The following is a 14,169-nucleotide window of genomic DNA, read 5'->3' on the forward strand; positions in this document are numbered from 1 at the left end:
TAAACGATATAAAAGAATTGCTGACAAGCAATAATATAATTGCTAACGAAAACGATGATGTATTTCAACACAAAAACAAAAATTATTACAAACAAAATTTAATTTCTGTCAATGATTTAGAAGGCTTTAAATCATCAATTTATGTTTGGCTAGATGATTTTGCTGCAAGTAGTATCAATGTAGAGCTATACTTTTATATAAAAAGCGTTAGTGCTAAACAATATTATGATGAAAAAAGCAAAATATTAATGGAAATTATGAAAATAGTTGAGAAAAATGGTCTAAGTTTTGCTTTCCCTTCAACTAGCCTTTATATTGAAAAACTTCCAGATACAACAAAATAATTCAAATATCCTATTTTAAATTCAAGAATTTAAAATAGGAATTTTAATTTTATTTTTAAATTATTAAATAATAAAAATTATTATTTTTTATAAACTTTTATTTATTTTTTTTAATTATTATCAGAGTAAATATCGCTTTTAAAACCTTTACAATTCTTTAAATCAAGCATTTTTTACTAAGAATGTTTTATTTAATTTATTTAAAAGGAGAGAAATGTTATCAAAAATAAAAAACAACGAACTTTTACCTGCATTTTTATTATTATTTATGACATTTTTAGCAATATTTTTAAAAAATTCTTCATTTAGTGAATTTTACAATGCTTGTTTAGAAGCTAGAGCATCTATTAGCTTTTTAGATTATTCTTTAAGCAAACCATTGTTTTTATGGGTAAATGATGGATTGGTTGCTATATTTTTCTTTTGGATTGGACTTGAAGTAAAAAAAGAAATTCTATGCGGAGAACTAAATACAAATAGCAAAAGATTATTACCGCTTGCTGGTGCTTTAGGTGGAATTATGGTTCCTGCTTTAATATATTCTATATTTAATTTTTTTGATACTTATAGATTAAGTGGATTTGCAATTCCAACAGGAACTGATACAGCGTTTGCTATTGCTATTTTATTAATGCTAAAGAACTATGTTCCAAATAGTGTAAGAGTATTTTTATTAAGCCTTGCAATATTTGATGATATTGCTGCAATTATTATAATTGCGATATTTTATACAAATGACCTTTTATATATTTCTCTTGTTTTAGGCTCTATTGGTGTTGGGTTATTATTTATATTAAATATTTTCCATTGTACTTACAAAATGTTTTATTTAATAGTAGGTGCTTTTATTTGGGTTTGTGTTTTAGAAAGTGGGGTTCATACTACTTTAGCTGGAATGCTTTGTGCATTTTTTATCCCTTTACATACTAAAGACAATAAAGAATTTTTAGAGCAAATTATGCACGATTTAACCCCTTATGTAAATTATGCAATATTGCCTATATTTGCTTTATTTAATGCTGGGGTATTGCTTGAGTTTAATTTAGACAATTTAAATAGTGTATTTTTTGGAATATTTTTTGGTTTATTTATTGGAAAACAATTAGGAGTATTTAGTTTTTGCTTACTTGCTAATAAACTAGGTGCAACCTTACCATCTAGCAAAAAGATTTTATACGGAGCTAGTATATTAACAGGAATTGGCTTTACAATGAGCTTTTTTATAAATACATTAGTTTTTGAAGGAAATGAAGCAATTTTTAATAGTGCAAAATTAGCAGTTTTAAGTGCTAGTTGTTGTTCTGCTGTGCTTGGATTTTTATGGTTAAGATTTAAGATTTGAATTCAGAAAAATCTGAATTCAAATTCTTACTTGCATTTATAGCCTTTAACTGCAAAGAATAAAATATATAAATAGCAAATCGCAGGAATAATGAAAGATATATGTAAATTAACAATATCAGCAAGCATTCCTTGAATAGGAGGGATAATAGCTCCACCAACGATTGCTATACAAATAATTCCTGAAGCTTGAGAAGTGCAGCGACCAAGTCCATTTGTAGCAAGTGAAAAAATAGTTGGAAACATAATAGAGTTAAAAAATCCAACACCTAAAACTGCGTAAGCACCCAATTCTCCACCAATTAAAATAGCACACAATAAAAGCGTCATAGCAATAACTGCATTGAATGCTAAACAATAAGCAGGTTTAATATAATTCATTATATAACTTCCAATAAAGCGACCTACCATAGCTCCACCCCAATAATAAGCTATCATACTAGCACCTTCTACTTGAGTGATATTTAAAATAGGCATTAAATAAAGAATTAAAAATGAGCCGATAGCAACTTCAGCACCAACATAGCAAAAAATCCCAATAGCACCTAAAACTAAGTGTTTATATTGCCAAGCACTTGTTCTTGTATCGTGTGCGTTTTCGCTGATTTCTTCTGCTGTAATTCTTACATCAGGTAATTTTATGAAAAACTTCACAAAAATTCCTAAAACAATTAGTGCAACTGCAATTCCTAAATAAGGTAATTGAACCGAGCTTATTTTTTCTTCTAAGCTTAGATTTGCAGTTGAACTTAAGATAAATAAGCTACCAAAAAATGGTCCAACGGTTGTTCCAAGTGAATTAAATGCTTGAACTAAAGCTAAATTTCTTGCTTCTTTACCACTAGGTGATAATAAAGTAACGAAAGGATTTCCTGTAACTTGAAGTAACACTACCCCACTAGCTAAAACAAATAAAGCACCTAAAAATATAGCATAACTATGAGTTCCTGCTGCAGGATAGAATAAAATAGCACCTAATGCGGCTAATAAAAATCCACCTACAACACCATTTTGATAGCCAATTTTTTGAATTAGCTTACCAAAAAATGCAGAAGTTATAAAATACGCTCCAAAAAAGCAAAATTGAACTAAAGACGATTGAAAATAAGTTAATTCAAAAAGTTCTTTAAGATGTGGGATTAAAATATCGTTTAAAACGGTTAAAAAGCCCATCATAAAAAATAACGCTGTTAAAATAACAAGCGAAAATGAGTTGTTTTGCGTTCTCATAATAATCCTTTGATTAATTTTAAAAAGCTCATTTTAAAATAATTTTTAACATTTTTAATAACTTTTTGTAAAAAAATTCAAAAAGTGTGTAGTTTATACACATTTTAATGTTAAAACTGAAGATTTAAAAGCATTCACATCAGCTAAATCGTGAGTTACCATAATGCAAGTTAAGTTTAAATTGTTCAAAAAATCCAAAACAAATGTCCTAACACTAGAGCGTAAATTAGCATCTAATGCACAAAAAGGCTCATCTAAAAGCAATAATTTAGGCTTTTGAGCAATACATCTTGCAAGTGCAACGCGTTGTTGTTGACCACCGCTTAAAGTCTTAGGATAAGAATTAAAAAGATTTTTTATATCTAAAGAATTTAAAATATCTAAGGCAATTTGTTTTTTATCTTTACCTTTTATACCAAACATAACATTTTCTAATACATTTAAATGCGGGAATAAAGCATAATCTTGGAATAAAAATCCTATATTTCTTTTATAAGCTGGAATTTTGCTAATATTTTCATTATCTAAAAAGATTTCTCCTTGTTTTAGCTCGTTAAATCCTGCAATTAGCTTTAAAATTGTGCTTTTACCACTGCCGCTTTCTCCTAGTATGGCTAATTTTTCTCCTTGTTTTAGACTAAAGCTAAGATTTGTAAAAAGTGGCTTTTCGTATCCAAAACTCACATTTTTAAACTCAAAATAATTCATTTTCTTTCCTTAATCAAATTAAATATAACTAATAATATAAAGCAAGTTAATACAACCACAAGTGCAGGAGCACTAACCATAGCAAGCTGCTCATCACTTGCATATCTATCCATCTCAAACGAAAGGGTTTTAAAATCACTCGTAGCAAGCAAACTTGCTAAAGGCAATTCTTTAATTACTTCAATAAAAATCAATATAAATGAACTAAGCAAACTAGGAATTATCAAAACAAACTCAACCTTAAAAAAGCCTTTAAAAGGATTTATCCCCAAGCTATGCCTTGCATTAGTTAGTGAGCTAGGCAGTCTATTAAGCCCTGAATTAATTGAATTAAAACCTAATGATAAAAATCTAACAACATAAGCAAATATCAAAATCACAGGACTTAAGGTTAAAAACAAACTCTTATTAATTCCTAAGTAAGCATAAAAAGAAGCCAAACTTCTATCTATGAAAATAAACATTACAAGCATACAAACAGCCACAACAGAACCAGGAATGCTATAGCCCATATTTGCTAAAGAGCTTATTATTAATTTTGATTTATTGTTTTTAAAGCGTTGATTTGCCGCTAAAAATAAAGCAATTATCAAAATAATCACACTAGAAGCTATACTTAAAAAAAAGCTATTTTTACTAAGTGCAAATAAATTAGCATAATCAACATCAAAATAACTTCTCTTAAACCATATTAAAATGTGAATAACAGGCAAAATAAAGCTAATAAATAAAATTATAAAAAACAAGCTAAGCACAATTATTTCGGCTTTTTTGCTAAGTTGTGTCCTTGTTAGTGCATATTGTTTTGAGCCTAATTCATAAGGTCTTTGAGTGATTTTCTCAATAAATAAGATAAAAAATACTATTAATAATAAAATCACAGCTAATTTAATAGCAGCATTTAAATCCCCATATCCAATCCAAGCTTTATAAATACCTGTGCTAAATACATGCAGACCATAATAATTCGGCGCTCCATAAGCATTAAGTGTCTCCATAGCACACAAACTTGCACCAGCTACAATAACAGGTCTTGATAAAGGCAAAATGACTTTAAAAAATATCTCAAATTCATTTTTACCTAGACTTCTTGCACTATAAATTAAACTAGAAGCAAATCTAGCTAAAAATCCCCTTGCAAGTATGTAAGTATAAGGAAAAAACGATATTGAAAATACAAAAATAACTCCATAAATATTCATCATATCAAAATGGATTTTAATATTAAATGTATCTCTTAAAAATATATTAAACCAAGAAAAATAAGAGAAAAAATCAGCATAAACATAGGCAAACAAATAGCTAGGAATTGCAAAAGGTAAAACCAAGCAAAACTTAAAAAATTTCCTAAATCTAAACTCATAAAAACTCTCAAAATAAGCTAAAAATACCCCAATAATCGTAGAAAAAATCAGGGTAAATAACAAAATAATTCCTGTATTTTTTAGATATTCTACTAAGTAGCTATCAAATAACACAGCCGTATTTTCTTTAATCGGCTGTGTTATAAAAAATATAATATAAAAAATAGGAATTAATATTATAAATAATATCAAATAAGCTAAAAAATCGCTTAATCTTCTCACTTCCATAAAGCCTTATCAGCTACTACTTGAGCGGTTTCAAGATTTTTTGCTATTTCGTTAAAATCAATTTCACTTGCTTTAAACTCACCCCATGATTTAACCACATCAGCAGGACTTGCTTCGCTATTTACTGGGAATTCATAATTTGTTTGAGCTAAAATCTCTTGAGCTTCTTTACTTACTAAAAACTCCATTAAAGCGGTTGCTTCTTTTACATTTTTAGCATATTTTGTAATACCTGCTCCACTTATATTTATATGCGTTCCACCATCGTTTTGATTTGGGAAGAATATTTTAAGATTTTTGAATACTTCTTGTTCAATCGGGTCTTTTGATACAGACATTCTACCTAGATAATAGCTATTCATAATAGCAATTGCCCCTGTGCCACTTACAATTGCTTTTGCTTGGTCTCTATCATTGCCTTTTGGCTCTCTTGCAAAATTAGCAACTAATTTTTTAGCCCAATCTTGAGTTTTATCAAGCCCATCTTTTGCTATCATAAATGCTATTAAATGGCGGTTATATGAAGCTGTTGAAGAGCGAGTTAAAACCTTACCCTTAAACTTCTCATCAGCTAATGCTTCATAAGTGCTAAGGTCTTTTTCACTAATTTGTTTTGGGTCATACACAAATACTCTAGCTCTATAGGTTACTCCTGCCCAAGTTTTGTCTTTATCACTAAATTTTGCAGGAACTTTTTCATCAACTATTTTTGATGAGTAAGGTTGTAATAAGCCTTTTGATTTTGCTTTGTATAAATCCCCAGCTCCAACTGTCATAAACAAATCAGCTTGAGTATCTTTGCCTTCTTGCTCTAATTTAGTTATAAGTGGGTCAATTTTATCCTGAACTAAATTAACCTTGATACCTGTTTTTGCTGTAAATGCGTCAAATACGATTTTATCCGAATCATAATGCCTTGAAGTATAAACATTCACCACACCATTTGCCAAAAGCACACTACTTGCTAGAATTGTTAAAGCTAACTTTTTCAATTTTTCTCCTTAAATAATATTTTAAAGTATTGAAATATTAGCAAGAAATTTATAACAATTATTATTTTTATTTTTAAATAAATTAAAAATTACTATCAATAATACTAAATTGCTAAATGATATTTAATTATAATAAAATAAGATACTTGAAAAAAAGGAGAAAAAATGAAAAAAATATTATTAATCGCATTAATTAGTGTGATTGCTTTTTCACAAGATTATTATAAAGAAGCTTTAAAATATCACAAATGTTTAGGCGTTGAATGTGATTTAGAAAAAGCAAAAGAACTATACATAATCTCTTGTAATGAAAAATCATATAAAGCTTGTAATAATTTAGCAACTATTTATAATGAAGAAAACAATCCAGATAGCTTACAAAAGGCTGAATATTATTATAAATTATCTTGTGAGTATAATAACAATGATGGAATTTCTTGTGGGAATTTAGGTATATTTTATTCTAATACTTTAAAAGATGATATTAAAGCAGAACCATATTTATTTAAAGGTTGTAAAGCAAACATAAAAGACGCTTGTATGCAATTAGCCTTCGTATATATAAATACAAATACTAACTTAGATAGAACCGCTAAAATATTTGAACATTATTGCAAGTTAAATGACCAAAATTCTTGCTTTAATTTAGGGCAATTATATTTATATAATGATAAGATGAAAAACGAAAAATTAGGTTTTGAAAATCATTTAAAAGCTTGTAATATGGATAATGCGATTTCTTGTAAAAATATAGCTATTTTGTATGTAAAACATAATAATTTATTTAAAGCGTTTAAATATTTTAAAAAATCTTGCGGCTTAGGAGAGCAAGAAGATTGCAAAAAAGCCTTAGGTATTGTTATATATTTTATTAAGAATTTAAAGAACTAGAAATAATTCTAGTTCTTTTTTACTTATTTACTAAGTGCTTTGCCTAAATCAAACGGCCACGCTTGATAGCCTGTTGTATCTTTTAATTGGATTTCAACGCTAGGAGTAGTTGAGCCATATTTAAATTCCATAATGTATGGATTTGGTGCTGAAGTGAATGCTCCATTTGCTAAATCAAAATTAGCCCCCGCAGTAGCCGAATATGCAAAAATTGAGTTTTTATCTGCATTATATTGAGCTAGAGAAGTTACAGGGCTATACCATTCATGACCTCTTTGTTTGCCGTATTCCCAAACTTGTTCAACGCTCATTTTTTTCTCATCTATTTTATAAACAACTGCACGAGAGTATTTATCAGTTGGAAACGCAGGTTGTTCCATACCACGACTATCTCCGTTATCAAATACGGTTATATAAGTAACACCTTTTTTACTTAATTCATGAATTCTATAAGCTGTGTGTTGAGTCCAAGTGAAGTCAAATCCACCTTCAGGATTTTCATATCCTGGACATTTACTATATTCATCATCACACTCAATTTTTTTACCTTTATTATCTACAGGTTGTAATAAGTATTTTTTAAACTCATCTTTCCAACCTTTGTGAGCACCTAAAATCCACTTGATTTTTTTATCACGACCAATTTTTACAACCGCATTTTGATGGCGAGATGAAATGATAATACTATCATCACTTGGGTCATAACTAACGCTATTTACATGAGCCCAGTTGCGACCTGCTCCAGTTCCAACAATATCTCCAAACTTATCACTACTATCAAGTTTTGCTAATTCTTCAGCACTTAAAGTTTGACCTGCTTTATTTGCATCAATATTTAAACATACCGCACCTTGGTCAAGAACTTTTAATGCTATATCTCTATATGGGTCAAGTATTTCGTATAATCTCCAATCATCAACCACATTACCATCTCTATCAATTTCTACAATAACATCTCTTACCGTTCTTACATTTTTACCATCAGGGCGAAGTGTATTTGCACTAGCAACTCTTAAAAAATAATTTCCATTAGCTGCAACATCAAGTTGGTGTGAATAGTCAATATAGTTTGCAGGTAAGCGACGATTGAAAATCTCTCTTCCCATTATGTCATATTTTGCATATCTTTGACCATATCCCCAAACTAAAGCACCATCAGTATCTTGTTTAAAGCCCATCATAACACCAGCCATAGTTGAGCTATCAAGGTCATAAATTGGAGTAGCTAACATATACCATCTAACTTCTCCTGTTGTATCAATGATAAAGTTTTGTGGATAGTAATTCCACTCTAATGCCCCACCTGTTGGGTTATTCCATACTACTTTAGTTCCTGCTCCACTTTTTTCTTCAATATTATTTACAAAATAAAGTCTATCTTTAAATTCTGGGTCAATTTTATTTACTTTAGCTTCACTAAATAATGCAGCTTTTTGGAATTTAATTCCACTAGCTTCTACATAAATAGCACTAGCATACATTTCATAAACTTCGTTTTCTACTCTTTCTTTTTTGCCATTTGCTTCTTTTGTATAACTAACCTTAACCGTATTGTAATAATTAGGATATAGTCCAAAAACTGGAATTCCGCCGTGAGTTAATAAAAATTTATTAGCAACATTATATTTTAAAGGAACTCCGTTTTCCTTAGGAACAATTTCAACACTAACATCACTTAATTTATAACCACCATTTTTAATAACTGCAGTAAGGGGAGCGATTTTATAAGGATTCATTACTAATTCACCGATTTTGCCTTGTTTGTGATAATCAGTCTTAGCACCACTAGCACCACCTATAGCATAAGCACTTGTTGAAAGAATTGCAGCTGCTGCAAATAAACTCAATACCTTTTTCATTTTAATCTCCTTTAAAAAATTAATACATTAACAATTACATTACTTAAATGCTTCATCTATATGAATAGGATAAGCACGATAACCTATAGTTCCACCCATATTTTTAAATCTTAATTCAAATAGCACTTCTTTTGTCTTATAATCAACTTCATTTAAAATTGGCTCAGTTACACCTGTTTTTGTAAGTAATTTTCCTAAACCTGCAGTAGCTGAATACATAAATACTGAATTTGTTTTTGGAAAATACTCAGTTATAGAAGTTATAGGGCTATACCAATCAAATCCCCTTTCTTTACCATATTCCCATACTTGCTCAACTGTCATTTTTTTCTCATTAATTTTATATATTACGCCACGAGAATATTTATCTGTTGGAAATGCAGGTTGTTCCATACCTCTAGTATCTCCATTATCAAATACACTAACATAAACTTCATCTTTATTTGACATACTTGGAATTACATATGCAGTATGTTGTGTCCAAGACCAATCAAAACCACCTTCAGTATTTTCATATCCAGGACATTTACTATAACCATCATCGCATTCAATTTTTCTACCCTTACTATCAACTGGCTGTAGTAAATATTTTTTAAATTCATCACCCCAACCTTTATGAGCACTCAATATCCATTTTATTTTCTTATCTCTACCTAGTTTTACAACTGCACTTTGATGGCGAATTGATAAAACAACACTATCATCTCTTTTATCATAATTTGCACTATTAATATGAGCCCAATTACGACCAACTCCAACGCCTGTAACATCACCAAATGGAGAATTTTTATCTTCTAAATCTTCCTTAGATGCAACCTTTCCAGCTTTTTCTAAATCCACATTTAAACACACTGCACCTTGATCAAGTACTAACAAATTTGTATCTCTATAAGGATCTAAAATATCATAAGTCTTCCATTCATCTAATACATTGCCATTAGAGTCTAGCTCTATAATAACATCACGAACACTTCTTACATTTTTACCATCTTTTCGTTTTTGATCACCACTTGCAACTCTAAGTATATATGTGCCTTTATCTGTTTCTTCTATGTGATGAGAAAAATCAACATAACCTAATGGTAAGCGACGATTAAAGATTTCTCTACCCATTAAATCATATTTCATATATCTTTGTCCCATTCCCCAAAGTAAATTACCATCTTTGGTTTGAACAAAACCCATCATATTACCTTTTTTATAAATATTATTTGGATCTCTAATTTCATCAGTTTTTAAATACCATCTAATATCCCCATTTGTATCTACCATCCATACATAAGGTTCTAAGTCCCACTCCATAGCACCGCCTGATGGATGATTCCAAACAGCTTCACCGCTATTTGGCAGTGATGCACGGATTATGTGATTAATTAAATAAAGATTATTTTTAAACTTATCATCAGATTTTTTAACAACTTCAGCATTTGGTAATATACCAGCTTGATTTGTGCCTGTTCCTAAATTATAAACTGGTGGAGCATAAATTTTATATTCTTCATTAATTTTTTCTGCATTTTCTTTACCTACACTTCTAGTATAACTTACCTTCACAGTATTTACATAATCAGGATAAAGTCCAAAAACAGGTATTCCACCATGAGTTAAAATATCTTTATTGCTAGGATTATATGAAATTGTTATACCACCATTTTCTTTACCAACAACACTAACACTAACATCTTTTATATCATAACCACCATTTTTAATAACAGCTGTAAGTGGAGCGATTTTATAAGGATTCATCATAACAGCACCAATTTGCCCAACCGCTTTATAACTAACTGGACCACTAGCACCACCTATAGCATAGGCTTGAGTTGAAAATATAGCTGCACCTAAAGCTAAACTCATTAATAATTTACTTTTCATAATAACTCCTAAATTCCAGCTGCCATTGAAGCAATTTTTGCTGCTTTAATAGCATTTCCACTAAAAAATAAAATCAAAGTAATAGCTATTACAATAATAGCACCAATTTTTGCACATTTGCAAGGTTTTGATATAAAGCCTATAAACATTGCTAAAAGTGCAACAAAACAACATACAAAGCATAATAAACATGCAATTGCCATATTCATAAAATGCAAACTAGGTATTAAATACCAACCTTGCGAATAAAATCCATCTTCAAAATCGCCCGCTTCAGTTCCTACAAAAAATTGTTGAAAAGAACTTAAAGTAGCATAAGCATCTTCAGGCACGATAGGATTATCAAGACCACATTCTCCAGTAGGTAAAAACCAACCTGGTGCTAATTCGTGTAAAGGCAATGCAAAAGGATATATTGGAATTTCTCTACAACCTTGCACTCCACCAAAAGCATTTGCATTATGCACTGCTTCGTGAATTTCATTTAAAGTTATACAAAATCCAAAACCTATTAAACAACCATAAAAACCTAAAGTATATCCAATAATTCTAGTTAGTTGATGTGGATAAATAGCTGCTATTATGCCACCTATTGCCATTACTATCATTGCATATCTAATATATACGCATTGTTCGCAAGGCTGCATATATAAATAATCTTGAAAGAAATAATGTGCTACACAAGTAAGACCTAATGTAACAATAACCATTAATATCCATAAAAGCCTACCTTCTTGTAGGCTTGTTAATTTATTAAGAAGCTTCATAGCAAAACTCCTTACATACTAAGTAATTCTTTAATAACCTCAACTAAAGCTTCAGGCGAGCCAATTTTTGAAATATTTACTTCATATTTTCCATTAACTACAAAACCTGGAGTTCCGAAATTCTTTGAAATAGGGTCAGCGATTTCATAAGAAGCAATGATTTCTTGAGCCTTAGGGGTAGCTAAAAACTCATCTAATTTTGCTTTATCAATTCCTAAAGCTTTTAGACCTGTTTCATAAAATTTATCTGGCTCAGCACCATTTCCCCATCTTTGATTTTTCTTAAAATAAGCTGAAAAATAAGCATCACTTACTTTATGGTGTAAGCTATGTGCGTCAGCAACTTTTCTTCCTGCTTTTTCATCTTCATTTTGTGCATAAGCTAAAACTTCAGCAGCTTGCTTGCCATAATCTCCCATAGTTTTTACTAATAAATATCCAACTTTTACATCAGGGAATGCAGCTTGGATTTTTTCCATAGTTTTTGCTTTATGATGCGAATAACAATGTGTGCATCTATAAGACCATACTTCATAAACTGAATTTTGAGCATTTGGGATAGGAGTGCTTAATGTAATGTATTCATTACCTTCGCTTAAAGCAAATAAATTACCCCCCCCCATTAGCATAGTAGCTAAAACCAATGAACTTGAAACTTTTTTTAAGACTTTCATCTTAATCTCCTTAAATTAAAATTATATTTTTATTTTAATTATTTAATTTTAAAATAAACTGAAAAATTATTTTAAATTCTAATAATTATTATTATAAAATCCATACTATTTATTTAATTTATAATCACTTTAAGTGTTTAGTAAAATAAATTAATTAATCTAAAAAATTAAGCAAATAAAATAGCATTTAAACTATAATTGCCTAAAGGATTAATATGAGTAAAAATTATGGGGTAATTTTAGTTTTTTTAGGTGGAATTTGCTGGGGATTTAGTGGTGTTTGTGGAGAATTTATATTCTTAAAAAAAGGCTTAAATGCTGATTTTTTAGTGCCATTAAGATTATTATTTGCTGGAATATTAATGCTTTTATTTTGTTTAGTAAGAAAAATCAAAATTAATTTTTTAATTTTTAAAAACACAAAACACCTATTTACATTATTAATATTTTCATTTTTCGGCATTTTTATGTGTCAATATACATACTTTTACGGAATTGAATTAAGCAATGCTGCAATTGCTACCGTAATTCAATATACAGCCCCTGTTTTTATAGTGCTAATCGTATGTTTTGAACAAAAAAGATTTCCTAACATATATGAAATTCTAGCTTTAATTTGTGTATTATGTGGAGCTTTTTTGCTATCAACTAATGGTGATTTTAATAAATTTGTAATATCTACTAAGGCTTTAATTGTATGCTTTTTATCATCAATTGGAGCAGTTTGTTATGCAATTATTCCTAGAAAAATTAATATGATTTATTCTCCTTTGCCTAATTTAGGTTTTGCTATGCTTATTGCAGGAATTGCTTTTTGTGTATATCAAAAGATTTGGGAATTTGAAGTGCAAATTGATTTAGAATTAATACTTGCTATGTTAGGAGTAATTGTAGTTGGAACTACTATGGCTTTTGGTTTTTTTATGGTTGGTTTGCAAGAAATAGGAGCAAGTAAAGCTAGTCTAATATCATCAAACGAACCATTAGCTGCTGCAATTATTGGATATTTATGGTTAGGGACAAGCTTATTAATCGTTCAAATAATTGGATTTGCTTTAATTATGATTGGTATTTTAATAACAATGTTAAAAAAGGAAAAATCTTGAAAAAATTATTAATTCTTATGAGTTTAATCTCTTTTACTTACGCACAAGATTGCAGCGCTTATTTTGCTAGCCAACAAATACAAATGGATAGAAAGATAGAAGAATTAGACGAAGCAAAACAAGCATTAGAAAGCTATAAGGCTGCTTTTTTAGCTATTCAAAAAGAAAAAGAAGAAAAAAACTTAGCAATGTTAGAAGAGATAAAAAAAGAACAAGATAAATTAGATGAAATTAGAAACAATAATGCAAAAATTTTAGCCGAAATTAGACAATTAAAAAATGAAATTACAGAAAATAAAATAAATAAAGTATCAAATGCCTATGCTAAGATGAAAGATGCGGCGGCGGCGGCTATTTTAGAAACAATGGATGAAAAAGAAGTTATAAAAATATTTTTAAGTCTTGAAGCTAAAAAAATATCATCAATACTAGCAAAAATGACCCCAGCAAAAGCAGGAGAATTAACAAGATTATTAAGTGAAAATAAATTACAAAATTAATTTATTTTCTTATAAATTCGGTTTATCTAATATTTTTTTGTTTAATAATTAAATATGATATTAGATTTAGCCTATAGGTTTTAATTAAGATTATTTTTAAAAGTTAATTTAAAACTTCGTTGTATTAGAGTTATAAAAAGTTTTTATAAAATAGTTTTTTAAGTTTATTTAGTTAAAACCTTAAATTACTTTCAACGCTAATTTAATTTCGTGCGTTTTATGAAGTTTTATAAAAATTATATGTGTTATTTATATATTAGTTTTTATACTTTTAAAAATTATTTAAAGTCCCA

12 protein-coding genes and 1 pseudogene are annotated in these 14,169 nt (G+C 29.1%); 5 read left to right on the plus strand and 8 right to left on the minus strand.

Annotation, left to right across the window (positions count from 1 at the left end; translation table 11 throughout):
* Window positions 1–2: 2 nt before the first annotated feature.
* Window positions 3–344, plus strand: a pseudogene (locus KJR01_RS10520) (mechanosensitive ion channel family protein); the annotation flags it as partial.
* A gap of 214 nt (window positions 345–558) precedes the next feature.
* Complete coding sequence (gene nhaA / locus KJR01_RS02825) at window positions 559–1,686, plus strand: Na+/H+ antiporter NhaA (RefSeq protein WP_214116864.1); 1,128 nt, start codon at window positions 559–561, stop codon at window positions 1,684–1,686.
* A 26-nt stretch (window positions 1,687–1,712) separates the two neighbouring features.
* On the opposite strand, the gene KJR01_RS02830 is transcribed toward nhaA, so the two are convergent.
* The 4 genes from KJR01_RS02830 to KJR01_RS02845 form a co-directional block, all read right to left on the minus strand.
* Window positions 1,713–2,915 (minus strand): sugar MFS transporter, encoded by a 1,203-nt coding sequence (locus tag KJR01_RS02830; protein WP_214116866.1) that lies wholly within the window; start codon window positions 2,913–2,915, stop codon window positions 1,713–1,715.
* A gap of 93 nt (window positions 2,916–3,008) precedes the next feature.
* Window positions 3,009–3,623: an ABC transporter ATP-binding protein gene (locus tag KJR01_RS02835; RefSeq protein ID WP_214116868.1), complete on the minus strand. Its 615-nt coding sequence runs from the start codon at window positions 3,621–3,623 to the stop codon at window positions 3,009–3,011.
* Entirely contained in the window at window positions 3,620–5,209 is a 1,590-nt protein-coding gene (locus tag KJR01_RS02840; RefSeq protein ID WP_350028238.1) for an ABC transporter permease, read from the minus strand. The genes KJR01_RS02835 and KJR01_RS02840 overlap by 4 nt, the downstream gene beginning before the upstream one ends.
* Window positions 5,206–6,207 (minus strand): Fe(3+) ABC transporter substrate-binding protein, encoded by a 1,002-nt coding sequence (locus KJR01_RS02845; protein WP_214116872.1) that lies wholly within the window; start codon window positions 6,205–6,207, stop codon window positions 5,206–5,208. Before KJR01_RS02845 ends, KJR01_RS02840 begins: the two co-directional genes overlap by 4 nt.
* A gap of 165 nt (window positions 6,208–6,372) precedes the next feature.
* On the opposite strand from KJR01_RS02845, the gene KJR01_RS02850 reads away from it, so the two are divergent.
* Window positions 6,373–7,098, plus strand: a complete 726-nt coding sequence (locus KJR01_RS02850; protein ID WP_214116874.1) for a tetratricopeptide repeat protein — start codon at window positions 6,373–6,375, stop codon at window positions 7,096–7,098.
* 23 nt (window positions 7,099–7,121) lie between these two features.
* Here the strand turns inward: KJR01_RS02850 and KJR01_RS02855 are convergent, their stop codons facing one another.
* The 4 genes from KJR01_RS02855 to KJR01_RS02870 are packed head-to-tail and all read right to left on the minus strand — an operon-like array spanning window position 7,122 to window position 12,270.
* A complete protein-coding gene (locus KJR01_RS02855) occupies window positions 7,122–8,957 on the minus strand; it encodes an aryl-sulfate sulfotransferase (RefSeq protein ID WP_214116876.1) in 1,836 nt (611 codons plus the stop codon).
* Between the two features lie 39 nt (window positions 8,958–8,996).
* A complete protein-coding gene (locus KJR01_RS02860; protein ID WP_214116878.1) occupies window positions 8,997–10,829 on the minus strand; it encodes an aryl-sulfate sulfotransferase in 1,833 nt (610 codons plus the stop codon).
* 8 nt (window positions 10,830–10,837) lie between these two features.
* The gene (gene dsbI, locus KJR01_RS02865) at window positions 10,838–11,596 is read right to left on the minus strand and encodes a protein-disulfide oxidoreductase DsbI (RefSeq protein ID WP_214116880.1); all 759 of its coding nucleotides are present in this window, start codon (window positions 11,594–11,596) and stop codon (window positions 10,838–10,840) included.
* Between the two features lie 11 nt (window positions 11,597–11,607).
* Entirely contained in the window at window positions 11,608–12,270 is a 663-nt protein-coding gene (locus tag KJR01_RS02870) for a thiol:disulfide interchange protein DsbA/DsbL (RefSeq protein WP_214116882.1), read from the minus strand.
* A 215-nt stretch (window positions 12,271–12,485) separates the two neighbouring features.
* On the opposite strand from KJR01_RS02870, the gene KJR01_RS02875 reads away from it, so the two are divergent.
* The gene (locus tag KJR01_RS02875) at window positions 12,486–13,376 is read left to right on the plus strand and encodes a DMT family transporter (protein ID WP_214116885.1); all 891 of its coding nucleotides are present in this window, start codon (window positions 12,486–12,488) and stop codon (window positions 13,374–13,376) included.
* On the plus strand, window positions 13,373–13,876 hold the full coding sequence (locus KJR01_RS02880) for a MotE family protein (protein WP_214116887.1): 504 nt from the start codon (window positions 13,373–13,375) through the stop codon (window positions 13,874–13,876). Before KJR01_RS02875 ends, KJR01_RS02880 begins: the two co-directional genes overlap by 4 nt.
* The last annotated feature ends 293 nt before the right edge of the window (window positions 13,877–14,169 follow it).

Source organism: Campylobacter sp. 2018MI10, assembly GCF_018501175.1.
GTDB lineage: Bacteria > Campylobacterota > Campylobacteria > Campylobacterales > Campylobacteraceae > Campylobacter_E.